The organism is Microbacterium aurantiacum, assembly GCF_002872075.1.
Classification (GTDB): Bacteria; Actinomycetota; Actinomycetes; order Actinomycetales; family Microbacteriaceae; genus Microbacterium; species Microbacterium aurantiacum_A.
The window spans coordinates 169593-192946 of record NZ_PGGU01000016.1; the positions used below are offsets into that span (position 1 = coordinate 169593).

Consider the following 23354-nt stretch of genomic DNA (forward strand, 5'->3'; position numbering starts at 1 on the left):
CGCATCATGGCAGATCAACGACCACGGAGACCTCGAGGCGGTCACCGTCGGCGGCGCCTCGCCGTCCTCGCTTCGATGACCGTTGCGGGCATCGCGCTCAGCGGCTGCACGACGGCGAACGACGACGTCACCACACTGAACTTCTTCCAGTTCAAGGGAGAGGCACGCGAGGACTTCGATCGCATCATCGAGGAGTTCGAAGCCGAGAATCCCGACATCCGGGTGGTGCAGAACCAGGTGGCGGATGCCGACACCATCATCCGGACCCTCTTGGTGAAGGACAAAGCGCCCGACGTCATCACCCTGAACGCGAACGGCAACTTCGGTCGCCTCGCGCAGGCCGGCGTGTTCTACGACTTCTCCGAGGAGCCGGTACTCGACACCATCAACCCCGCTGTGCAGAAGATCCTCGCCGACCTCGGCAACAAGAAGGGCGAGATCGGGGGTCTCGGCTACATCAACAACGCCAACGGCATCATCTACAACATCGACATCTTCGAGGAGCAGGGCCTGGAGGTGCCGGAGACCTGGGACGAGCTCATCGCCGTGTGCGAGCAGCTGCAGGATGCCGGCATCCAGCCCTTCTACGCCACGCTCGCCGACTCCTGGACGGCGATGCCTTCCTTCAACGGCCTCGGCGCGTACGCCGCACAGGATGGGTTCTTCGACGAGATGCGCGCCGAAGGCGAGAACGTCGGAGCGGACTCTCCGGTCTCATTCGAGAACGACTTCGCCAAGGCGCTGGAGCGCGAACAGCAGCTCTTCGAGTACGCGCAGGAGGGCTCTCGCGGGAGCACCTACGACCAGGGGAATGCCGCGTTCGCGCGCGGGGAGGCCGCGATGATGATGCAGGGCATCTGGGCGATCAACGGCATCAAGCAGGTGAATCCCGAGATCAAGGCGGCCATCTTCCCGTACCCGACGGACGTCGCCGAAGATCGGCTGATCGTCTCCGGCGTCGACGTGGTCGTGACCATGGGCCGCAACACGCCGCACCGCGAGGAGGCTCTCCGCTTCATCGAGTTCATGTTCCGGGAGGACGTGATCGAAGGCCTCGCGTCGTCGCAGAACATGATCCCGTCCGTCGAGGGCGCCGAACTCGGCGACGACCTCGCTCTGCAATCGGTCAGGCCGTTCTTCGACGAGGGCAGGATCACCGGGTTCATCGACCACCAGGTCCCTCCCGGCATCCCTCTCGCCGAGTACGTGCAGGAGGCGGTCTTCACCGGCGATGCGCAATCGACGCTCGCCACCCTCGACAACGAGTGGCGCAAGATCGCCGCCCGCACGATCCCCGTGACGGAGGACTGAAATGAGCACTCTCACTCAAGCGGTCAGATCGACCACTGCGGGTGGCCCGCGCGCCCCACGGGTGCGCAGCACCTCGAAGCGGGCGATGTCCGCCTATTACTGGATGATCTGGCCGTGCGTGATCGCCTTCGCGGCGTTCCACACCGTCCCGATGCTCGTCGGAGTGTTCTTCAGCTTCACGAACTACGCGGGCTACGGCGACTGGAACTTCGTCGGCATCTCGAACTACCTCAATCTGTTCCGCGACGACCGGGCGTGGAACTCGTACGGGTTCTCATTCCTGTTCGCGATCGCTGCGACCATCCTGACGAACGCGATCTCGCTCGCGATCGCCATGGGATTGAACGCCAAGATCAAGGCGCGGAACTTCTTCCGAGGCGTCTACTTCGTGCCGTACATCCTGGCCGCGCTGGTGATCGGCTTCGTCTTCCAGTATCTGTTCACGAACTCTCTGCCGAGGATCCTCCCCGGCATCCCCCTGTTCGCCGACAACATCCTGTCCAACCCGGACTGGGCCTGGCTGGCGATCGTCGCACTCGCCGTCTGGCAAGGATGCGCGTTCACGATCATCATCTACCTCTCCGGGCTGCAGACCATTCCTGTCGAGCTCTACGAGGCGGCCTCCCTGGACGGCGCCTCATCATGGCGGCAGTTCCAATCGATCACGTTTCCTCTCATCAGCGCGTTCTTCACGATCAACGTCGTTCTGAGCCTCAAGGGCTACCTGCAGGTGTTCGATCCGATCGTGGCCCTCACCAATGGCGGCCCCGGCACATCGACCGAGTCGGTCACGATGCTCATCTTCAAGGGCGGCTACGCCGGCGGCGAGTTCGCGTACCAGACAGCCAACGCGGTGATGTTCTTCATCGTGATCACGATCGTCTCACTCCTGCAGTTCCGTGTCCTCCAGCGCAGAGAGGTGGACGCCTGATGTCCACAGCAACAGCACGTCCGTCCACCGCGGCGATCACGACCAGCCGTCGCTCTCGGCGCAACGCCGATCGAGATGACGACACCCGCAAGACCAACTGGTGGGCCACCGCCGTCATCGCCGTCTGCTCCCTCACCGTGCTCATCCCGCTCTACCTCGCGGTGGTCGTCGCGTTGAAGACGCCCGACCAGCTCGTCAGCGGCACCGGTTTCGAGTGGCCGACCGTCGTGCGCTGGGAGAACTTCTCCGAGGCGTGGGAACGCACCCAGTTCCCGCAGGCCTTGATGAACACCGCATTCATCACCGTCGGCGCCGTGGTCTTCACCATGCTCACCAGCTCGGTCGCGGCCTACGCACTGGCCAGGAACATGCACCGGCCGTTCTTCAAGGGCGTGTTCTACTACCTGCTGGCCGCCCTGTTCATCCCGTTCCCGATCATCATGCTGCCGCTGGTGAAGCAGACGGCGATGTTCGGGCTGGACAACCAGGTCGGCGTCATCGTCCTGTACACGATCTACGGACTCTCGCTGAACGTCTTCATCTACTCGGCGTACATCCGCTCGATCCCCCTCGAACTCGAGGAGGCCGCGCGAGTGGACGGCGCATCGACCTGGCGGATCTTCTGGCAGATCATCTTCCCGCTCCTCGCACCGATGAACGCCACCGTCGGCATCCTCACCTGCGTGTGGGCGTGGAACGACTTCATCCTGCCGCTCGTCGTGCTCACCGACCCCGGCGCGCGCACTCTGCCGCTGGCGCAGTACGTGCTCCAGGGGCAGTTCAACACCGACTACACGGTCGCTTTCGCGTCGTACCTCATGGCCATGGCGCCGCTGCTGATCGTCTACATCTTCTCGCAGCGATGGGTCATCTCCGGCGTGACTCGAGGCTCCATCAAGTGACGAAGCGGTGCCCGCCGGAGTGAGCGGAGGCCACCGCTTCACGATCGGACAGGAGGTCCCGGATGCCATCGGCATCCGGGACCTCCTGTCGTGCGTGCACTCAACGCCCGGACGGGATTCTTGAGAACTTCACTATTCAGTGTTGCTAACTACCGGTACTTAGTGTTACCGTCTACCAGTACCCAGCAACACTAAGTAGAAGGAGGTGATCCGAATGGGCAACCAGATGACGGAGATGCTGAAAGGCACTCTGGAGGGTGTCGTCCTCGCGATCTTGGCCGGACGCCCGGCGTACGGATACGAGATCACCGCACAGCTGCGAGACCAGGGTTTCAGCGAGATCGTCGAGGGCACCATCTACGCGCTCCTCGTGCGGATCGAGCAGAAGGGCCTCGTGGATGTGGAGAAGGTCCCCTCCGAGAAGGGGCCGCCTCGCAAGGTGTACTCGCTCAGCACGAACGGGCGGGAACAGCTTGAGGAGTTCTGGAAGACCTGGAGCTTCCTCGTCGAACGCATCGAACAGCTGCACACGAACAGCAAGAACAACAACTCACGAAACGAAGGAGTCTGACCATGGCCGCGAAATGGATCGAAGCCCTCACCGGCTCGCTCGAGCAGAAGAAGCAGTACAAGCAGGACAAGGCCCGCATCGACGGCCTCCCGGAGCCTTATGCGACGGCGGCCAAGGCGATGCACCGGTACTTCATGTACTTCGGCGGCATCACCGACGGCGAGACGCTCATGAAGATGTTCACCGATCTGGCCGATCTCTGGGAGCGCGCCGCGGTCGACGGCACGCCGGTCAGCGACATCGTCGGCGACGACCCCGTCGATTTCGCTGAGACCTTCGCGCAGTCCTACGGAGGCAAGCACTGGATCGACAAGGAGCGCACGCGCCTCATCAAGGACATCGACGACGCGAAGCGGGGTGAGCAGCGATGACCACTCAAACCGCCATCCGCGTCCAGGGCGTCACCAAGTCCTTCAAGGAGCTGGACGTGCTGCGCGGCGTCGACTTCGAGGTCGCGAGAGGCAGCATCTTCGCCCTCCTCGGCTCGAACGGCGCCGGCAAGACCACGCTCGTCCGCATCCTCTCCACCCTGCTGAAGGCGGATGCGGGCACCGCATCCGTGCTCGGGTTCGACGTCGCCACGGCACCGAACGACGTTCGCCAGTCGATCAGCCTGACCGGGCAGTTCGCGGCCGTCGACGAGGTGCTCAGCGGTCGGGAGAACCTCGTGCTGGTCGCGAAACTGCGCCACCTGAAGAATCCCGGGGCGATCGCCGACGACATGCTGGCCCGCTTCTCGCTCACCGATGCGGGCAACCGCAGAGCCGGCACCTACTCCGGCGGCATGCGCCGCCGGCTCGACATCGCGATGAGCCTGATCGGCAACCCGCCGATCATCTTCCTCGACGAGCCGACCACCGGCCTGGATCCGCAGGCGCGCATCGAGGTGTGGCAGACCATCAAGGAGCTCGCCGACGGCGGCACCACCGTGCTGCTGACCACGCAGTACCTCGACGAGGCCGAGCAGCTCGCCGACCGCATCGCGATCCTGCACAAGGGCACGATCATCCAGAACGGCACCCTCGCCGAACTCAAGAAACTCCTCCCCTCCGCCAAAGTCGAGTACGTCGAGAAGCAGCCCTCCCTCGAGGACGTCTTCCTGGCCCTCGTCGGCGAGACCGCAGCAGTAGAAGGGAACTGACATGACCTCCCACGTCCTCAGCGACACCCGGGTCCTCACCGGCCGGTCGCTGCGCCACATCCTCCGCAGCCCCGACACGATCATCACCACCGCGGTCACGCCGATCGCGCTGATGCTCCTGTTCGTGTACGTGCTCGGCGGTGCGATCAACACCGGGTCCGACGAGTCGTACATCAATTACATGCTCCCCGGCATCCTGCTGATCACGATCGCGTCCGGTATCGCCTACACCGCGTACCGGCTGTTCCTCGACATGCAGGGCGGTATCTTCGAGCGGTTCCAGTCGATGCCGATCGCTCGATCCAGCGTGCTCTGGGCACACGTGATCACGTCTCTCGTCTCCAACCTCGTGTCGGTCGCGATCGTCATCGGCGTGGCACTGCTGATGGGGTTCCGCACCGGAGCATCCCTCGGCGCCTGGCTCGGCGTCGCCGGCATCCTGGTGCTGTTCACCCTCGCGCTGACCTGGCTCGCGGTGATCGCGGGGCTCTCGGCGAAGACGGTCGACGGCGCGAGTGCGTTCAGCTACCCGCTCATCTTCCTGCCGTTCATCAGCTCGGCGTTCGTGCCCACCGGCACGATGCCCGGACCGGTGGCCTGGTTCGCCGAGAACCAGCCGGTCACGTCGATCGTGAACTCGATCCGGTCGCTGTTCGCGCAGCAGCCGGTCGGCACCGAACTCTGGGTCGCCCTCGCCTGGTGCGTCGGCATCCTCGTGGTCGCCTACGCCTTCGCGATCGCGATCTACCGCAAGAAGATCAGCTGACCGCGTTGACGTTCGAATCGCGCAAATGGCTCTATCCGCACCGCGGATAGAGCCGTTTGCGTGTTTCGAAACCGGGTCAGACCTGTTCGGGTGGCACCTCGTGCCGCTATCCGAGTGTCATAGCGACCGCAGGTGCCACCTGAACCTCAGGGCGGCGATTCAGGCCACCGGCGCCCCGAGCTTCGCGAGGCGCAGCCACGTCTCCACGACCGTGTCGGGGTTCAGCGACATCGACTCGATGCCCTGACCCACGAGCCATTCGGCGAGGTCGGGGTGGTCGCTGGGCCCCTGACCGCAGATGCCGACGTACTTGCCGGCGCGGCGGCAGGCCTCGATCGCCATCGACAGCATCCGCAGCACCGCCGGGTCGCGCTCGTCGAACGTCGAGGCGACCAGACCGGAGTCGCGATCCAGGCCCAGGGTGAGCTGGGTCATGTCGTTGGAGCCGATCGAGAATCCGTCGAAGTACTCGAGGAACTCGTCGGCCAGTACGGCGTTCGACGGCAGCTCGCACATCATGATGACCCGCAGCCCGTTCTCGCCGCGGCGCAGCCCGTTCTCGCCGAGCAGCTCGGTCACAGCATGCGCCTCGCCGATCGTGCGCACGAACGGCACCATGATCTCGACGTTGGTGAGGCCCATCTCCTCACGCACGAACCTCAGCGCCTCGCACTCCATGTCGAAGCACTCTCCGAAGTCGGCCGAGATGTACCGCGATGCCCCGCGGTACCCGAGCATCGGGTTCTCCTCGTGCGGCTCGTAGATGTCGCCGCCGATGAGATTCGCGTACTCGTTGGACTTGAAGTCGCTGAGCCGCACGATCACCGGCTCCGGCGCGAAGGCCGCGGCGATCATCGAGACGCCCTCTGCGACCCGCTTCACGAAGTACTCGCGAGGAGAGTCGTAGGCCGCGATGCGCTCGGAGATGTCGGCCTGCAGCGGAGCGGGCAGGGTCGCGTGATCGAGGAGCGCACGGGGATGGATGCCGATCTGGCGGTTGATCACGAACTCCAGCCGCGCGAGCCCCACACCTCGGTTCGGCAGCTTCGAGAATGCGAAGGCCTGGTCGGGTGTGCCGACGTTGAGCATGATCTTCGTCGGACTCTCCGGCATCTCGTCGAGCCGGGTGATGACCTCCTCGAACCCGAGGATGCCCTCGTAGACGAAGCCGTTGTCGCCCTCCGCGCAGGAGACGGTCACGTCCTGCCCGTCGCGCAGGGCGATCGTGGCATCCCCCGTGCCGACGACGGCCGGGATGCCGAGTTCACGCGCGATGATCGCCGCGTGGCAGGTGCGGCCGCCGCGGTTCGTGACGATCGCGGAGGCGCGCTTCATGATCGGTTCCCAGTCCGGGTCGGTCATGTCGGCGACGAGCACGTCGCCGACCCGGAACGCATCCATCTGCTCGAGCGACTGCATCACCCGAACGGGACCCGCCCCGATCTTCTGGCCGATCGCGCGGCCGACGGTGATCACCGTGCCGGCCTCCTCGAGGACGAAGCGTCGCGTCACGTTGCCGTCGGTGCGCGAGACGACCGTCTCCGGGCGGGCCTGCAGGATGTAGAGCCTTCCGTCGACGCCGTCCTTGCCCCACTCGATGTCCATCGGGCGGCCGTAGTGCGCCTCGATGATCAGAGCCTGCCGCCCGAGCTCTTCGACCTCGGCATCCGTGATGCTGAACCGCGCGCGCTCCGCCGGCGCGACGTCGGTGAACACCGTGCTGCCGCCCGCGTGCGTGCCGTCGGCGTAGACCATCTTCACGGCCTTCTCGCCGACCGAGCGCTTGAGGATCGCCGGTCGCCCCTCCCGCAGCGCCGGCTTGTAGGCGTAGAACTCGTCGGGGTTCACGGCTCCCTGCACGACGGCTTCGCCGAGACCGTACGAGCTGGTGATGAACACGGCCCGATCGAACCCGGACTCGGTGTCGACGGTGAAGAGCACGCCGGACGCCCCGACGTCGGAGCGCACCATGCGCTGGATGCCGGCGGACAGCGCGACGTCGTGATGGTCGAAGCCATGGTGCACCCGGTAGGCGATCGCCCTGTCGTTGTAGAGCGAGGCGAAGACGCTGCGGATCGCGGCGAGGATGTTGTCGATCCCGCTGATGTTCAGGAACGTCTCCTGCTGCCCCGCGAACGACGCGTCAGGGAGATCCTCGGCAGTGGCGCTCGAGCGCACAGCCCAGGAGACGGAGTCCGGCTGTGGATCGGCGGCGACGAGCGTCGCGTACGCCTCACGGATGTCTGCCTCGAACGCGGCGGGAAGCGGCTGCTGCTCGATCCATTCGCGCACGTTCGCGCCCACCCGGGCGAGTTCTGCCACGTCGTCGATGTCGAGGGCCTCGACGGTCGAGCGGATGCGGTCGTACAGGCCGTTCGCCGCGAGGAACTCGCGGTACGCGTCGGCGGTGGTCGCGAAGCCGCCCGGCACGCTGACGCCGGCGTCCGACAGGTTCGAGACCATCTCGCCGAGCGAGGCGTTCTTGCCTCCCACCTGGGGGACGTCGGCCATGCCGATGTGCGTGAACCAGAGGATGTTGGTCATGAGGACTCCTGAAGGGTGTGCGTCGTGCGCGGGGTGGGAGGAGGGCGTCAGCTGCGCAGCCGCATGGACTGCATGATCACGGCCGACATCTCCTCCACGGATTTCGTGGAGGAGTTGAGGAAGGGAACGCGGTTGCGGCGATAGAGGTCCTCGGCCCGGCGGATCTCGAGCGTGCACTGGGCGAGACTCGAGTAGGTGCTGTCCGGACGGCGCTCATGGCGTACCTGGCTGAGCCGGAGCGGCGTTGTGGTCAGCCCGAAGCACTTCGCGGCATACTTCGCGACGGCGCGGGGAAGACCGTCGGCGGGGAAGTCGTCGTCGGTGAGCGGGTAGTTCGCGACGAGCAGCCCGTACTGCAGCGCCAGGTACATGGTCGTCGGCGTCTTGCCGCAGCGCGACGGCGCGATGATGATCACGTCGGCGATGTCGAGGGCGCGCATGCTCTGACCGTCGTCGTGCTCGATCGCGTACTCGACGGCACGCATCCTGGCGAAGTAGCGCTCGATGTCGCCGACGCCGTGGTACTGGCCCAGCTGCTCCGATGCTGCGCTGCCCAGGCTCGTCTCGAGTTCGCGCAGGTGGCCGCCGAGGAGATCGATCATCACGGCGCCGGATCCGCTCAGCGCGGCGAGGATCTGCGCGGACTTCACAGTGGTGAAGACGATCGGGGCGCCGCCTGTCGATCCGCTGGAACGGATGCTGCCGATCACGTTCTGCGCCCCGTCGACCGTGTCGACGAAGGGCACCGTGTGGCGGCGGAACCGCACGCCGGGGAAGTTCGCGAGCAGGGCGTTGCCGAGCGTCTCGGCCGTGATACCCGTGCTGTCCGAAACGAAGAAGGCATCACGGGTCTCCGCAGCGACGCCGAGCGGCAGGGCGGGATCAGTGGGGGACACAGCAGGCGGACCTCGGTTCGGGAAAGGACTTGAGGTGAGCCTAGGAAAGAAATTGCTCCTGATATGCAGGCTTCTTCGCATAAGAATCAGAAGATTTATCGTGACGGCAACGACTCGGACCGAGCCTCGGCATCCGCTGAGGCTCCTAGGGTGGAGTCATGACCACACAGGCGCGCGCCGACAGCTCACGGCGCGTCGTCTTCCGGCGCTTCGGCGGTCCAGAGGTGCTGGAGCTCGAACACCGCCCCGTACCGGTACCGGCGTCGGACGAGGTTCTCGTGCGCGTCGCGGCCGCCGGGGTGAACCCCGTGGACTGGAAGCTGTTCAGCGGCCAGCCGATGCACGACCCCTATGAGCGCAGCCTTCCCTCGGGCAACGGCTACGACTTCGCGGGAACCATCGTGAGCACCGGCGCCGATGTGGAGAGATGGCGGCCCGGGGAGCGTGTGTTCGGCGGGCTCCGGTTCCACGCGCAGGCCGACCATCTCGTGATCGATCCCGCGCTTCTGGTGCGAGTTCCGGACGGCCTGTCGCTCGTCGTCGCCGGGGCCCTGAACGTGGTCGGGCGCACCGCCTTCGCGAGCGTGCAGTCCCAGCGCATCACCGCCGGTGACACGGTGCTCGTCAGCGGAGCCGCCGGCGGTGTCGGCACCCTCACCGCGCAGCTCTGCATCCACCGCGGCGCGCGCGTGATCGGCACCGCGAGCCCGGGCAATCACGACCTTCTCCGCTCGTTCGGGATCGAGCCGGTCGCCTACGGGCCCGGTCTTCCTGACGCGCTGCGCGCCGCCGCACCGAACGGATTCACGGCGGTGCTCGACACCGTCGGCCACGGCACCGTCGCCATCGCGCTCGCCCTCGGAGTGAGTCCGCACCGGATCAACACCGTGGCCGACTACGAGGCGCGGCAACGGCATCCCGTCGCCGGTGTCGGGGGCGCGGCAGCCGGATCCGCGGAACTCGCCGTCGTGGCGCGGATGCTGGCCGACGGCGACCTCGGACTGCCCATCGACTCCGTGCACCCGCTCGAACGGGTGCGAGAGGCCTATGCGCGTTCGATTGCGGGGCACGCCACCGGCAAGATCGTGATCGTCACGGAGGAGCAGCCGTCCTGAGGCCGCCCGACGTTGTCAACCCCGGTGCGGCGTGGGAAGGTCATCTCTAGCTTGGCGGCATGACGACCGAGATCAAGACAGACAGTGCTGCACCGACCGGCCTGCGACGGGCGATCACCGGACCACTGCTTTTCGCCTTCATCCTCGGCGACGTGCTCGGCGCGGGCATCTACGCCCTCATGGGTGTGCTCTCCGAGAAGGTGGGCGGGATGCTGTGGGCGCCGCTGCTGCTGGCACTGCTGCTCGCCCTGCTCACCGCGGGCTCCTACGCCGAGCTGGTCACGAAGTACCCGCGCGCCGGCGGCGCGGCAGTGTTCGCAGAGCGGGCGTTCCGCAGCCCGCTGGTCTCGTTCCTCGTCGGCTTCTGCATGCTGGCCGCCGGGGTGGTGAGCGCCGCCGGGCTCTCGATCGCCTTCGCCGGTGACTATCTGAGCACCTTCATCGACGTGCCGACGATCCCTGCCGCCATCGTCTTCCTCGCCCTCGTGGCCGCTCTGAACGCCCGCGGCATCCGCGAATCGATGGGCGCCAACCTGGCGATGACAGCCATCGAGCTGAGCGGGCTCGTCATCGTCATCGCCGTCGTGTCGATCTTCGTCGGCGGCGGTGGCGGCGACCTCTCCCGGATCACCCAGGCCCCGGAGGGCACGAGCGTCGCCGTGGCGGTGCTGGCCGGAGCGGTCATCGCCTACTACTCGTTCGTCGGTTTCGAGACCTCCGCCAACATGATCGAAGAGGTCAAGGATCCGAGCCGGAACTACCCCCGCGCGCTCTTCGCCTCGCTGTTCACCGCGGGCGTCGTCTACGTGCTGGTCGGTCTCGCGAGCTCGGTCGCCCTCCCAGCCGCCGAACTGCAGGAGTCCACCGGCCCCCTGCTCGCGGTCGTCGAGGCGACGGGTGTGAGCGTGCCCTCGTGGCTCTTCAGCCTCATCGCACTCATCGCCGTGGCCAACGGCGCGCTTCTGACGATGATCATGGTGAGCCGCCTGACCTACGGGATGTCGGAGCAGAAGCTCCTCCCGGACGCCCTGTCGCGGGTGCTCCCGAAGCGCAGGACGCCGTGGGTCGCGATCCTCACCACCACCGTGGTCGCCATGGGCCTCACCCTCATCGGCGATCTCGCGACGCTGGCCGAGACCGTCGTCCTGCTGCTCCTCTTCGTCTTCCTGAGTGCGAACGTGTCGGTGCTGGTGCTCCGACGCGACCGCGTCGACCACGACCACTTCCGCGTCTGGACGCTCCTGCCGATCCTCGGCATCGCATCCTGCATCCTGCTCCTCACTCAGCAGCGCCCCGTCGTCTGGCTCTTCGGCGCGGCGCTGCTCGCGGCCGGAGGAGTGCTCTACCTGCTGGCGAGGTGGCGGCGCCGCGCCCATTCCACGACCGACACCACCGAGGAGAAGGACAGGATCCATGACGAAGCCTGACGACGAGCGCGTCGACGAGATGACGAACGAGGAGAAGCGTCACGATCAGCTGACGTCCGCACCGGACGCCACCGAAGCCGATGCGGCCCCCCGCGTCGAGGTCAGCGAGCACGATGGGATCACCCGCGTCGACATCGCCCCGGATGCCCCGGTGCGTCCTGGGCCGGGTCCGGGGATGCCGATCGACGACGAAGGCTGAGAGAGAACGCCGCACTTCGCCCGGCTTCACCGGCGTCCGTGGCGCGTAAGCTCGGCCCATGCGATACTTCGGCACACTGCAGACCCCGGTCGGCGTGATCGGCGTGGTGTCCGACGGGGCGGCGATCACCCGCGTCAGCTGGCGGCCGACGCGGCCGGAGGATGCCGTGGATGAACCCGATCCGCTGCTGACGGATGCGTTGCGGCAGCTGGCGGCCTATTTCGCCGGCGACCTGCGGCGCTTCACGTTGCCCGTCGACGTCGGCGTGCAGTCGGAATCGACACGCATCGTGCTGACGACGCTCCACGAGGACGTCGGTTACGGCGAATCGGTGACCTACGGGCAGCTCGCGGCACGCAGCGGCACCGGTGTGCCCGCCCGCGGCATCGGTGCGATCATGGGCGCGAACCCCGTCCCGATCGTCGTGCCGTGTCACCGGGTGCTGGCGAGCGACGGCCTCGGCGGATACTCGGGCGGCGACCACGGCTCCGGCCTCGCCACCAAGCGGGCACTGCTCGAACTCGAGGGCGCGTTGCCCGCTCCATTGTTCTGACGCGAGATTGTTCTGACGCGCGAGCCGGCGATCCGGCCCTACAACCAGCCCTTGCGTTTGAACACCGCGTACAGCCCGACGCCCATGGCGAGCATGAGGCCGATGGCCATCGGGTACCCCCACGCCCAGTGGAGCTCCGGCATGACGTCGAAGTTCATGCCGTAGATGCCGCCGATCAGCGTCGGGGCGAACAGGATCGCTGCCCAGCCGGAGATCTTCTTGACCTCGTCGTTCTGGCGGATGCTGAGCTCCGTCATCCGCCGCATCTCCTCGTTCTGGCGGCGCGCCACGATCGTCGACTCGACGGTGAGCGCGTTGTCGAGCACCGTGCGGAAAGTCGTCGCGCGGTCGGTCACGCGCAGGGTGTGATCGAGGACGTCTCGCAGATACCGCTGCAGTTCCACGTCGACCTGATACTTCTCGGAGCCGCGCAGCAGAGCATCCAGCATCCCGGACAGCGGCTGCGTCGCGCGCTGGAAGTCGATCACCTCGCGGCCCAGCTCATAGATGCGCTGCGTGGCGTCGACATCATCCTCGAACAGCTGACTCTCGATCTCGTCGATGTCGTTCTCCAGACCGGCGAGCACCGGCGCGTACTCGTCGACGACCTCGTCGAGGATCGCGTAGAGCACCGCCTCCGGCCCGCGGGCGAGAAGTTCGGGGTCGCCCTCCAGCCGTCGGCGCACCCGCCCGAGGTCCGGTGACTCCGCGTGCCGGATGGTGACGACGAAATCGGGCCCGACGAGCACGTGCACCTCGCCGAACTCCACCTCCTCCGCGGCATCGAGGTAGCGAGCCGGGCGGAGCACCATGAAGAGCACATCGCCGTAGCGCTCCAGCTTCGCGCGCTGATGGCCCGCCAGGGCATCCTCCACCACGAGCTCGTGGATGCCGAACTCATCGGCCACTTCGCGGATCTCCTCGGGGCTGGGTCGATACAACCCGATCCAGCTCAACCCGCCGCGTTCACGCATCCGCTCGAACGTCTCGCTCAGGCTCTGCGGGTTCTCGGTACGGATGCCGTTGACGTAGATCGCATTGTCGATGATCGCCATCGTGCCACCTTCTCCCTTCACCGCGGGCACTCGGCCCGGACCGCCTACCCCTCGGCCGCGGGTGGTGCCACGCACGGCAGCGCTGCAGCCGCGATCTGCTCGTGATACTGCTCGGCGGTGAACGGGAGGCCGAACTCAGGCGCGGTCTGCCCCGACGCGGCGGGCGCCTTCGAGGCGATCGCCGCGAGTTCCCAGGCGAGAGCGGTCACGACGGCGCTGCCGGCCGTGGAATCGTTCAGGACGACGGCCACCGTGAAGCCTGTCGCCGGATCGGAATAGGCCGCGGTGGCGTAGCCAGGGGTCCAGCCGTGCTGGCCGATCATCGAGCCGACGACGTAGGCACCACCCGTCGCCTGGAACCAGGACGGCGCGTCCTGATACGCCGGGAGGGGAGCGGCGAAACGAGCGGGCTCCTCCTTCGAGCGGAGCGCCTGCTCAGCCTCGGCCTGCATGTAGCGGCCGAGGTCGGTGATGGTGGAGACGGCCCCCGAGTCGGTGAAGCCCGAACTCGCGGAGAGCGTGGTGATGTCCACCGGCGCGGTGCAGTCGTATCCGCCCTCGACGGGGGTGAGGTAGTGGCCGTTCAGCACCGGACCGGTCGACGGCGGGGCCGCCGCCGCGCCGGGCAGCGAGGTGTTCTCGAGATCGAGGGGCCGGGTGACGTACTTGGCGATCAGCGCCGATGCGCTCATCCCGGAAGCGCGTTCCAGGGCGAGGCCGAGCAGGAGGTAACCCGCGTCGGAGTCGCGGTAGGTGGTGTGCGCCGGAACCCGGGCTCGGCCCAGACCGTAGCTGGCGAGCTCGAGCGGCGCCCAGTGCCGCTCGGGGGTGTTCAGCCAGGACGACTTCACGATCTCCTCGGAGGAACCCACCCCGCTGGTGCCGTTGCAGAGGTCGAGGAGGGTGACGTCCTTCATGTCGGCCACGCCGGAGACGTAGTCGGGGACCTTGGCGGTGGTCTTGACGATGCCGTCGTCGACGAGGCCGTAGAACACGTCGCAGGTCATCAGGCGGGTGACGTCGGCGATCCGGAACGACATGTCGGTGCTGACCTCGGCACCGCCCGGCTCCTGTGTTCCCATCGCGGACACCCAGCTGCCACTCCACGGGACCCAGACCCCGACGATGGCCCCGGATGCTCCGGCCGCCGTCATGGCGGCGGAGACGGCCTCCTGCAGAGGCACGAGGGTCTCTTCGGGGAGGTCGCCGTCGACCTGCGCCGGCGGCGTGTAGGAGAAGTCGCTGTCACCGGGCGCGCAGCCCGTGAGGATGAGCGCGAGCACTGCGGCAGTGGCCGCGGCCGCGCGCCGGCTGCGCGACGAGAGAAGCTGCATGGATGAAACCCCCGGAGACGTGTTCCCCGAGTCTAGAACGCCGATCCTGAAAGACCGCATCGGACGCTCTCCCCCGCTCCCCGTACAGTGTGAGCGTGCCGCACATCTTCGACGCCGACGTGGTGACCGCCGTCCTCCGCCACATGAACGGCGATCACGCCGCAGACAACCTTCTCATCGCCCGCGCATTCGCGGACCCCGAGGGCGGCGCGGTGACGGGTGCCGTGATGACCGGGTTCGACGGCGACGGCGGCGTCTGGGAGATCACACGCGGGGCAGCGTCGATCCAGTTGCGCGTCGCGTGGCCGAGCGGGCCCATCGCCGATCGACCCGCCGTTCGGCGCGAGGTCGTCGCGATCTACGACGCCGCCTGCGCGCGACTGGGCATCGAGCCCCGTCCGCACGCCTGACCCCGGGAGGACTCCGCAGGGCTTCCGTCAAAGTAAGGCACGCCTTACACTGATGCCATGTCCGAGCTCCTCTCCTTCTCCGCGGCGCTGCGCGAGCGCTCCTCCGGGTCGCACTCCGCCAGCGAGCACGCCGGCTTCATGGCCGACCTCCTGAGCGGAAGCGCGTCGCGCGACGACTACACCGCCCTCGTCGCGCAGCACTACTTCATCTACGAGGCGCTCGAGAGCGCAGCGGAGCGGATGCGCCATGACCCCGTCGCATCCGTCTTCCTCAGCGACAAGCTCACCCGTCTTCCTGCGCTCGAGGCCGACCTCGAGTTCCTCGTCGGCCCCGAGTGGCGAGAGCAGATCGCGCTGCTGCCGACGACCCGGCGCTACGTCGATCGCATCCGCCAGGTCGGCGCGACCTGGGCGGGCGGCTTCGTCGCCCATCACTACACCCGCTACCTCGGCGACCTCTCCGGCGGCGTCTTCATCGGCCGGGTGATGGCGCGGCGCTTCGGATTCGAGACCAACGGCATCGGGTTCTACCTCTTCGATGACATCGCCGACCCGTCCGCGTTCAAGGACGTCTATCGCGAGCAGCTCGACGCCGCCCCGTGGGACGAAGCCGAGCGCGAGCGCGTGATCGACGAGGTGCTTCTCGCCTACCGCTTCAACACCGAGCTGTTCGAAGACCTCGATCGCGCCCGCGCAGCCGCCTGAGCATCCGCCCCGGGATCTCAGCCCTTCGGGAGCTCGGGAGTGGATGCCGCCAGGTACGCCTCCCGCATGAAGCGGCGCACGTCCTCGTCGACGCGGATGTCGCTGGGCCGCAGCGCCCGTGACAGGTACAGGCCGTCCAGAGACGTGAGCCGGCTCAGTGCCACGTAGGTCTGCCCTGGCGCGAACGCGCCGGAACCGAGGTCGATGATCGCGCGCTCGTAGGTCTTGCCCTGCGACTTGTGGATGGTGACCGCCCACGCCAGACGCAGCGGGAACTGGGTGAACTCGGCCACCACGTCACGGCTCAGCTTCTTGGTCGACGGCTCGTAGGCATAGCGGTATCGCTCCCACACGGCCGGTTCGACGTCGACCTCCTCGCCGTCGATGTCGACGCGGACCGAACCGCCGAGGATGCGCGTGACCGTGCCGATCGTGCCGTTCACCCAGCGCGGCGGCTCCCCCGACATCGACGTGTCGTTGCGCAGGAACATCACCTGCGCGCCGACCTTCAGCTTCAGTTCGGCCTCGGCCGGCAGCGCGGCCTCGCCTCGGCCGAAGTCGCCGGAGACCTCGGCCCGTGCGGTCTGCTCCTTGCCCGGCAGCGCCGCGAGGTGACGCCCGTTGATGTTGTTGACGATGTCGTTGCGCGTGGCGAGGGTGATCATCGGCGTCTCGCCGGGATCGGGATCCGGCGGCGTCCGTGCGCCCTGCGCGTTGAGCACCCCGGCGATCTCCGCGGTCACGCGCCCGTAGCGCACCGCGTTGAGCATCGCCTTGAACCCGTCGTCGGACTGGCGGTGGATCTGCACGAGCTCGCGGACGTGAAGCTCGGCACCGTGACGGCCGAGGTCGAAGAGGCCGCCCTCGGCATCCGACGACCCGGCCCAGACCTTCGCGTCGAAGAACCAGAACGAGCGGTAGTGGTCCTGGATGTACCGCAGCTCGTCGCCGCGCGGCGGCACCGGAGCCAGCTGGTACGGGTCGCCGAACATGACGACCTGCACGCCGCCGAACGGTTCCCCCCGACGGCCTCTGGCCTGTCGCAGCGAACGATCGATCGCGTCCATGAGGTCGGCGTTCACCATCGAGATCTCATCGATGACGAGCGTCTCGATCGCGTTCAGGATGCGGCGGGTGGCGTCGTTCTGGTCGATGTCGCCGCCGGCGATGAGCCCGATGGGCAGACGGAACAGCGAGTGGATCGTCTGCCCCTCGACATTGAGAGCGGCCACACCGGTCGGCGCGCAGATCGCGATCTGCTTCTCGGTGTTCCACGCGAAATGCTGCAGCAGTGTCGACTTGCCGGTGCCGGCGCGTCCGGTGATGAAGACGTGCTCGTTGGTGTCCTCGATGAGACGGAACAGCTCTTGCTGTTCCTCGGACAGGGCGGGAAGGGACACGGATCTCTCACGGGGAGCGGGCGGATGCGGATGCCCATCCATGCTACGGCGCGCCGGAGCCTCGGCATCCGCTCGACACCCGCGACGCTCGGCATCGTCCCAGGACGCACTCTTAGACTGGCGCCATGAATTCGGCAGAGACGAGAGCGCCTCGGCGTGCCCGTCTCGGCGTCGACCTCGCACTCCTCGCCCTGGTGGGCGTGATGCTCGTCGCCGCCATCGGCGCCGGCGGAGTCACTCTGTACCAGCAGTTCTACGGTCCTTCGGCCTTCGTCGCGCGCTACCTCGACCTCCTCTCGTCCGGGCGCGCCGCCGATGCGCTGCACGTGCCGGGTGTCGCCCTCGATCGCGAGACGCTGGCGACGGCCGGGATCGACGCGACGGCATCCGAGGCGCTGCTGCGCCAGACGGCGCTCGCTCCTCTCACCGACGTCGAGATCGACTCGGAGAAGACCGTCGACGGAGCGACGTCGGTCACCGTGTCGTACCGGGCCGGCAAGCACGAGGGATCGACCACGTTCGCCGTCGAGCAGGACGGCTGGGTGGGCGTCACCCCGAACTGGCGGTTCTCGACCAGCCCGCTGGCCGCGATCGAGCTCACCGTGCGCGGTGCCGACCAGTTCGCCGTGAACGGCTTCGAGGTCGACCGGCGCCAGGTCTCCGCAGCGGGTACGGAGGCCGCCCCGCTCGATCCGCTCCCCCTTCTCGTGTTCACACCCGGCCTGTACTCGGTCACCGTCGACACGGCGATCTCGACATCCGCAGGCGTCAGCGTGCTCGCGGACGCCCCCCTGGCGACGACGCCCGTCGACCTGCAGACCGAGCCGACCGAGGAGTTCGTCGCGGTGGTGCAGAAACGAGTCGAGGAGTTCCTCGTCGAATGCACCGCACAGGAGGTGCTGCAGCCGACGGCCTGCCCGTTCGGCATGGAGGTCGCGAACCGGATCGCGTCCGCGCCGAAGTGGTCGATCACCACGCAGCCGGTGGTCACGGTCGCCCCGGACGGCGCGCACTGGATGATCCCCGCGGCCGACGCCGTCGCCCACATCGACGTCGACGTCAAGTCGCTCTTCGACGGCTCGGTCAGCCCGATCTCGGAGGACGTGCCCTTCCAGGTGAACGGCACGATCGTGATCCTGCCCGACGGGTCGGCCTCGATCAAGGTCGGGTCACCCGGCGATCAGCCCGAAGTGGGCTGAGCCGCTCCGGCGGGCTCAGCGCCCTGCGCGCTGTTCGCGGCGCCGGTCGCGTTCGGCGAGCGCCACCAGGTTCGCGTTGTACTCCTCCAGCTCGGCCTCACCGGTGCGGTCGGCGTGCCGGTCACGACGACGCTGCAGCTTCGTGTCGCTGCGGCTCCACTGGATCGCGACGGTGATCGCCAGGATGAGCGTGGGGATCTCGCCGATCGACCAGGCGATGCCGCCGCCGATGTACTGGTCGTCGATCGGCGCGGGCCCCCAGTCGCGTCCCATCGCGCCGAACCAGTCGGCGACCATCAGCCCCTCCTGCATCATGATGGCGACGCCGAAGAAGGCGTGCATCGCCATCACCGCGATCAGCGTGATGAGGCGCCCGGGATAAGGCAGCCGGTACGGCACCGGATCGGCGCCGACGAGGCTCATCACGAACAGGTAGCCGGACGTGAGGAAGTGGATCACCATCCACTCGTGGCCGAGATGCTCGTACATCGACCAGCGGACGAGATCGGTGAAGTAGAACGCCCACAGCGAGACGATGAAGATGGCTGCGGCGACGAACGGATGCGTGACGACTCGGGCGAAGGGCGAGTGCACCGCCCACATGATCCACTCGCGTCCGCCGCGGGTGCCGTCGTCGCGCTTGCGGACCGCGCGCAGCGCGAGGGTGATCGGCGCCCCGGAGACGAGCAGCAGCGGGATCGCCATCGAGAGCATCATGTGCCCCAGCATGTGCACGCTGAACAGGTACTCCTGATACGCGTTGATCGGGCCGCCGGTGACCCACACGAGCATCAGCATCCCCAGCACCCAGAAGACGGTGCGATGGATCGGCCACCGGTCGCCCCGGCGGTGCAGGCGCCAGGCGCCCGCGAGGTAGAGGAAGAGGCCGAATCCGGCGACGACGAGCCAGAGGATGTCGAGGTCCCAGGCGGTGAACCAGCGATCGAGCGTGAACTCCGGAGGCAGCGGCGAACGGGTGAGGATCTCGGCGGGCGTCTGCGCGAACGACTCCTCTCCCGCGGGCGGAGGCGTGCGCGAGAGGGCGGCGGCCGCCCCCGAGGCGACGCCCATCAGCGCGACCTCGCAGAGCACCAGCATCCAGAACCACCGGGCGGGACGCTCGCTCTCGAGCTTCGGGATGAGGCGCACGCGGTACCAGGCGCCGAGCGCGCCCATCCCCAGCAGCACGACGGCCTTCGCGAACAGGATCGCGCCGTACGGCGTCCAGAGCTGGCTCCACTCGACGATGGCGACGAGCGAACGGGCGACCCCGGAGACGGCGACGACGGCGAACGAGGCGATGGCGAGACTCGAGTAGCGGCGCACCAGCGACGTGATGTCGATGCCGCTGCGGTTCCGCAGCAGCACGACGAGCAGAAGTCCCCCGAGCCAGACCGCCGCGCCGACCGTGTGCAGCAGGATCGAGTTGACCGCGACATTGTGGCCGGCGAGGTCTCCGGCGTGGCCCTGCGAGGCGAGGGGGAGGAAGGATGCCGCAGCCAGGATCGCCGTGAGGAGGGTGGGCGTCCAGGTGCGCCACGCGAAGGCGAGCACCGTGATCACGCTGCCCATGATGGTGGTGATGAGCCACGACTGGCCGAGCGGCAGTTCGAGCAGGAAGCGGCCGAGCTGCGTGCCGAACTCGCGCTCGATGGAGATCTTCGGGTTGAACGCCGCCATGAAAGCGAGGAAACCGGCGAGGCCTGACGCGACGGTGAACACGGCGGCGCCGATCGACGCGATGTTCAAGGCGAAGTCGAAGGGCTCCTCCTCGCTGCGCAGGGCGAACAGCGCCAGCACGAGAGAGCCGAGCATGGCGGCCGCGCCGAGGTTCATGATCAGCTTCGCGATCGGCGTCGCCCAGCGCACGAACGGGCCGGGATCGCCGAGCAGGAGGGGCGCCGCGCCGCCGCCGGCGATCAGCGCGATCACGACAGCGACGAGAGCGGCCGACGCGAGAATCGCGATGCCCGCGACGCGGTATGCCGAACTGCTTCGGGTCGACGGCGCACGGGAACTCACCTGTCAAGCCTAAGCCGCACGTCCGGATCGCCCGACCGAGGGTGATGCGCATCCGCCCGCCCGCGCCGGCGCCCGCGAACGCCGAAGGCCGTCCCCGACGGATCGGAGACGGCCTTCGATGAGGTGCGGTCCTACTTGACGGCAGCCTTGAGCTTGGAACCAGCGGTCACCTTGACGCGCTTGCCGGCCGGGATCTTGATCTCGGCGCCGGTCTGCGGGTTGCGGCCCGTGCGAGCTGCGGTGTCGACCTGCTCGAAGGAGATCCAGCCCGGGATCGAGACCTTGCTGCCCTTGGCAACGGCGTCGGAGACAGTGCCGAAGAGCGCGTCGAGGACACCCGAGACGGTGGCCTGGCTCTGGCCGGTGGCGGAAGCGATGCTCGCGACGAGCTCGGTCTTGGTGATGGACTTGTCAGCCATGTCATCCTCCAGCGACGAGGTTCCCGTCGCATCGTTGTTGGTGTCGGAGCGGATGCCCCTGGTCGAGTGACCGCCTTGAATGTATCAACGACTGGCCGTATTTCCGCGTCATTTCGCGGGTTTTGGGCATTTCGGTGGCGTGTCGCGTCACTTTCGTCACTCTGGCACCACGATTCGGGGACTTTTGGGGAGTTCTCGGGGGCCCATCCGCGTGATTCCGGGGCCCGTGCAAGGCGGTCGGCACGTCCCGCTCGCTGTGAAGGAGAACACCCGCTACGAAGGAACGGATGCCGCGGCAGCATCCTTCGAAGCGCGCGATGTCCTTCGCAGCAGGCGAGTGCGGATGAGTGCGAGTCAGGCAACGTGGAGGCACTGGGCGACGGCGTGCATGATGACGGCCTGTACTTCGGGCCAGCGCTCCATGATCTGCTCGTAACTGAAGCGGAGCACGTGATATCCGCGCAACTTCAGCTGCGCGTCATGCTCGATGTCGCTGGTGCGCTGGGCTCCGGTGTGAGTCGCACCGTCGATCTGGATGATGAGACGGTCTCCGATCAGCAGATCCACTCTGTGGCCGTGCACCCACGCCTGCGGCAGCATCGGCACCTTCAGCCACCGCAGCCGGAAGATCACGATGGTCTCGAGCCCAGAATCTGCGAACGGTCTTGCCTGATCCAGCACTGCTCTCGCGGCGGCGGGCAGGTCGAGTCCGAGAAGCTGCGCGCGCTCCACGAGCTGCTTGTTCAGCGCCGACTCCCAGATCACGAGGGCCGATTCGAACGGCTGGCACAGTGCCACCAGCACCAGCGTGTTGATGAGGTCGTCCTCGACCGCATCCGGGATGCGGGGCACGACCGGCCGCGACCAGTGAACGACGACCTTCTCCGGGACCTCGATCCTGGCCGCATTGGGTTTCGCAACGACGTGGATGTGCCCCCGCTGCGGCACCCAGAGCCCCCGCCTCTCGGCGACGGTGATGCAGCTGAGCAGCACGCCGCGGCGCACGGCGCCCACCACGTGAGGGTCGGCGTCCGCGCTCGCAACCCATCCGCGACGCACCGTCCGGATCTGCGAGGTCTCCTTCGCGCGCCGCAGCGCGTGAGCGCTGACGCCGGCGGTGAGAAGTGTGCGGGTGCGGGCGATCCCGCCGAGCGTGCGGATCATGGCGACCGGGTCCATGCCGACAGCCTGGTGCAGGTGACTCCACCAGCAGCGGCCAGAAATCGCGAACCGTGGATGAGCCGGCGCGGTGCTCGACAGTGCAGAAGCAGTGCCTCCCGCATGCTGCGAAGGAGATCTCACACTGCGAAGGAGCCAGTTGCCGCATCCGTTCCTTCGTACCGTGCGGAGTCCTTCGCAGCGAGGCGTGCGGGGCGGACGGCTGCCGGGTACGCGAAAGGGGCGAGGATCCGAAGATCCCCGCCCCTTTCGGCTGTCTGCTGAGACTTACCAGCTGGACTTGGTGACGCCGGGCAGCTCGCCGCGGTGCGCCATGTCACGGAAGCGGACACGCGAGATGCCGAACTTCGTGAGGACACCACGGGGGCGGCCGTCGATGACGTCGCGCGAACGGACGCGAGCCGGCGACGCGTTGCGCGGCAGCTTCTGCATGCCGACGCGGGCGGCCTCGCGGGCCTCGTCGGTCGCGTTCGGGTCGACGAGGGTCTTCTTCAGCTCGGCGCGACGCTCTGCGTAACGCTCGACGATGACCTTGCGCTGCTCGTTACGAGCGATCTTGCTCTTCTTCGCCATGATTAACGCTCCTCGCGGAATTCGACGTGCCGACGGATGACCGGGTCATACTTCTTCAGCACCAGGCGGTCAGGGGTGTTGCGACGGTTCTTCTTGGTCACGTAGGTGTACCCCGTGCCTGCGGTCGAACGCATCTTGATGATCGGACGAACGTCCTGAGCCTTCTTGGCCATTAGAGCTTCACACCCTTCGCCTGGAGGTCCTTGACGACGTTCTCGATCCCGCGCACGTCGATCACCTTGATGCCCTTGGCGGACACGTTCAGCGTGATCTTACGACCGAGCGACGCGACGAAATAGGTCTTCTTCTGCACGTTCGGGTCGAAGCGACGCTTCGTCCGGCGGTGCGAGTGCGAGATTGCGTGTCCGAAGCCGGGAACAGCTCCGGTCACCTGGCACACTGCTGCCATGATGTGACTCCTTCATTACCGTGAGACCGGACGGTCTCACCCAAGATCCCTTGTCTGCATACCTCTCCCCTGGCCCGATCGCTCGGAGTTCAGGAGGGGAAGCACACGAACTGCGCACAGGAGTGTGCGCAGACAAAGAGTCAGTCTAGCACGGCGGATGCACCGGGCGTCGCCCGCCCCGTTCCCCACCCCTTCCCCGACGATTCAAAGAGCGCAAAGGGCTGTATTCGAGTTGTTTATCGAGCCGTTTGCGCTCTGTGAAACCCGGAGAGGGAGTCGGTCAGTCCAGAGAC

At 67.2% G+C, this 23354-nt stretch carries 25 protein-coding genes; 14 read left to right on the forward strand and 11 right to left on the reverse strand.

Features of this window, described 5'->3' with window-relative positions:
• Positions 1 to 6: 6 nt before the first annotated feature.
• The 7 genes from CUR96_RS11545 to CUR96_RS11575 all read left to right on the forward strand — a co-directional run bounded on the left by CUR96_RS11545 (position 7) and on the right by CUR96_RS11575 (position 5622).
• Positions 7 to 1311, forward strand: coding sequence for an ABC transporter substrate-binding protein (locus CUR96_RS11545; RefSeq protein WP_102193462.1), 1305 nt, complete (start codon positions 7 to 9; stop codon positions 1309 to 1311).
• Position 1312: 1 nt separating this feature from the next.
• Positions 1313 to 2242: a carbohydrate ABC transporter permease gene (locus tag CUR96_RS11550; RefSeq protein ID WP_102193463.1), complete on the forward strand. Its 930-nt coding sequence runs from the start codon at positions 1313 to 1315 to the stop codon at positions 2240 to 2242.
• Entirely contained in the window at positions 2242 to 3144 is a 903-nt protein-coding gene (locus CUR96_RS11555) for a carbohydrate ABC transporter permease (RefSeq protein ID WP_102193464.1), read from the forward strand. Before CUR96_RS11550 ends, CUR96_RS11555 begins: the two co-directional genes overlap by 1 nt.
• A gap of 214 nt (positions 3145 to 3358) precedes the next feature.
• A complete protein-coding gene (locus CUR96_RS11560) occupies positions 3359 to 3715 on the forward strand; it encodes a PadR family transcriptional regulator (protein ID WP_102193465.1) in 357 nt (118 codons plus the stop codon).
• A 2-nt stretch (positions 3716 to 3717) separates the two neighbouring features.
• Positions 3718 to 4086 (forward strand): DUF1048 domain-containing protein, encoded by a 369-nt coding sequence (locus CUR96_RS11565; RefSeq protein WP_102193466.1) that lies wholly within the window; start codon positions 3718 to 3720, stop codon positions 4084 to 4086.
• The gene (locus tag CUR96_RS11570; RefSeq protein WP_102193467.1) at positions 4083 to 4856 is read left to right on the forward strand and encodes an ABC transporter ATP-binding protein; all 774 of its coding nucleotides are present in this window, start codon (positions 4083 to 4085) and stop codon (positions 4854 to 4856) included. Before CUR96_RS11565 ends, CUR96_RS11570 begins: the two co-directional genes overlap by 4 nt.
• Position 4857: 1 nt before the next feature.
• Positions 4858 to 5622, forward strand: a complete 765-nt coding sequence (locus CUR96_RS11575) for an ABC transporter permease (protein WP_102193468.1) — start codon at positions 4858 to 4860, stop codon at positions 5620 to 5622.
• 159 nt (positions 5623 to 5781) lie between these two features.
• Here the strand turns inward: CUR96_RS11575 and ppsA are convergent, their stop codons facing one another.
• Both ppsA and CUR96_RS11585 read right to left on the reverse strand, forming a co-directional pair.
• The gene (ppsA, locus tag CUR96_RS11580; RefSeq protein ID WP_102193469.1) at positions 5782 to 8166 is read right to left on the reverse strand and encodes a phosphoenolpyruvate synthase; all 2385 of its coding nucleotides are present in this window, start codon (positions 8164 to 8166) and stop codon (positions 5782 to 5784) included.
• A gap of 47 nt (positions 8167 to 8213) precedes the next feature.
• Positions 8214 to 9062 carry a pyruvate, water dikinase regulatory protein gene (locus CUR96_RS11585; protein WP_245861222.1) on the reverse strand — a complete coding sequence of 283 codons (849 nt, stop codon included), beginning with the start codon at positions 9060 to 9062 and terminating at the stop codon, positions 8214 to 8216.
• Between the two features lie 158 nt (positions 9063 to 9220).
• Between CUR96_RS11585 and CUR96_RS11590 the strand changes: the two genes are divergently transcribed.
• The 4 genes from CUR96_RS11590 to CUR96_RS11605 are packed head-to-tail and all read left to right on the forward strand — an operon-like array spanning position 9221 to position 12356.
• Complete coding sequence (locus CUR96_RS11590) at positions 9221 to 10177, forward strand: NADP-dependent oxidoreductase (RefSeq protein ID WP_102193471.1); 957 nt, start codon at positions 9221 to 9223, stop codon at positions 10175 to 10177.
• A gap of 59 nt (positions 10178 to 10236) precedes the next feature.
• The gene (locus CUR96_RS11595) at positions 10237 to 11604 is read left to right on the forward strand and encodes an APC family permease (RefSeq protein ID WP_102193472.1); all 1368 of its coding nucleotides are present in this window, start codon (positions 10237 to 10239) and stop codon (positions 11602 to 11604) included.
• Positions 11591 to 11803, forward strand: a complete 213-nt coding sequence (locus CUR96_RS11600; RefSeq protein WP_102193473.1) for a multidrug transporter — start codon at positions 11591 to 11593, stop codon at positions 11801 to 11803. The genes CUR96_RS11595 and CUR96_RS11600 overlap by 14 nt, the downstream gene beginning before the upstream one ends.
• A gap of 58 nt (positions 11804 to 11861) precedes the next feature.
• Positions 11862 to 12356: a methylated-DNA--[protein]-cysteine S-methyltransferase gene (locus tag CUR96_RS11605; RefSeq protein ID WP_102193474.1), complete on the forward strand. Its 495-nt coding sequence runs from the start codon at positions 11862 to 11864 to the stop codon at positions 12354 to 12356.
• 38 nt (positions 12357 to 12394) lie between these two features.
• Here the strand turns inward: CUR96_RS11605 and CUR96_RS11610 are convergent, their stop codons facing one another.
• Positions 12395 to 13411 (reverse strand): magnesium and cobalt transport protein CorA, encoded by a 1017-nt coding sequence (locus CUR96_RS11610; protein ID WP_102193475.1) that lies wholly within the window; start codon positions 13409 to 13411, stop codon positions 12395 to 12397.
• Between the two features lie 44 nt (positions 13412 to 13455).
• Complete coding sequence (locus tag CUR96_RS11615; protein ID WP_102193476.1) at positions 13456 to 14745, reverse strand: serine hydrolase domain-containing protein; 1290 nt, start codon at positions 14743 to 14745, stop codon at positions 13456 to 13458.
• 95 nt (positions 14746 to 14840) lie between these two features.
• On the opposite strand from CUR96_RS11615, the gene CUR96_RS11620 reads away from it, so the two are divergent.
• Both CUR96_RS11620 and CUR96_RS11625 read left to right on the forward strand, forming a co-directional pair.
• Entirely contained in the window at positions 14841 to 15155 is a 315-nt protein-coding gene (locus CUR96_RS11620; RefSeq protein WP_102193975.1) for a DUF2470 domain-containing protein, read from the forward strand.
• A 57-nt stretch (positions 15156 to 15212) separates the two neighbouring features.
• The gene (locus tag CUR96_RS11625; RefSeq protein ID WP_102193477.1) at positions 15213 to 15860 is read left to right on the forward strand and encodes a heme oxygenase (biliverdin-producing); all 648 of its coding nucleotides are present in this window, start codon (positions 15213 to 15215) and stop codon (positions 15858 to 15860) included.
• Between the two features lie 17 nt (positions 15861 to 15877).
• Here CUR96_RS11625 and CUR96_RS11630 read toward each other — a convergent pair whose 3' ends face one another.
• A complete protein-coding gene (locus tag CUR96_RS11630; RefSeq protein ID WP_180969012.1) occupies positions 15878 to 17260 on the reverse strand; it encodes an ATP-dependent DNA helicase in 1383 nt (460 codons plus the stop codon).
• Positions 17261 to 17385: 125 nt separating this feature from the next.
• On the opposite strand from CUR96_RS11630, the gene CUR96_RS11635 reads away from it, so the two are divergent.
• Positions 17386 to 18459 carry a hypothetical protein gene (locus tag CUR96_RS11635; RefSeq protein ID WP_102193479.1) on the forward strand — a complete coding sequence of 358 codons (1074 nt, stop codon included), beginning with the start codon at positions 17386 to 17388 and terminating at the stop codon, positions 18457 to 18459.
• 15 nt (positions 18460 to 18474) lie between these two features.
• Here the strand turns inward: CUR96_RS11635 and CUR96_RS11640 are convergent, their stop codons facing one another.
• The 6 genes from CUR96_RS11640 to rpmB all read right to left on the reverse strand — a co-directional run bounded on the left by CUR96_RS11640 (position 18475) and on the right by rpmB (position 23061).
• Entirely contained in the window at positions 18475 to 20481 is a 2007-nt protein-coding gene (locus tag CUR96_RS11640) for a cytochrome c oxidase assembly protein (protein WP_102193480.1), read from the reverse strand.
• A 131-nt stretch (positions 20482 to 20612) separates the two neighbouring features.
• The gene (locus CUR96_RS11645) at positions 20613 to 20900 is read right to left on the reverse strand and encodes an HU family DNA-binding protein (protein ID WP_033105720.1); all 288 of its coding nucleotides are present in this window, start codon (positions 20898 to 20900) and stop codon (positions 20613 to 20615) included.
• A gap of 354 nt (positions 20901 to 21254) precedes the next feature.
• A complete protein-coding gene (locus CUR96_RS11650; protein WP_102193481.1) occupies positions 21255 to 22079 on the reverse strand; it encodes an endonuclease domain-containing protein in 825 nt (274 codons plus the stop codon).
• A gap of 267 nt (positions 22080 to 22346) precedes the next feature.
• A complete protein-coding gene (gene rpsN, locus CUR96_RS11655) occupies positions 22347 to 22652 on the reverse strand; it encodes a 30S ribosomal protein S14 (RefSeq protein ID WP_102193482.1) in 306 nt (101 codons plus the stop codon).
• 2 nt (positions 22653 to 22654) lie between these two features.
• Positions 22655 to 22825, reverse strand: a complete 171-nt coding sequence (gene rpmG / locus CUR96_RS11660; RefSeq protein ID WP_102193483.1) for a 50S ribosomal protein L33 — start codon at positions 22823 to 22825, stop codon at positions 22655 to 22657.
• Entirely contained in the window at positions 22825 to 23061 is a 237-nt protein-coding gene (gene rpmB / locus CUR96_RS11665) for a 50S ribosomal protein L28 (protein WP_102193484.1), read from the reverse strand. Before rpmB ends, rpmG begins: the two co-directional genes overlap by 1 nt.
• Between the last annotated feature and the right edge of the window lie 293 nt (positions 23062 to 23354).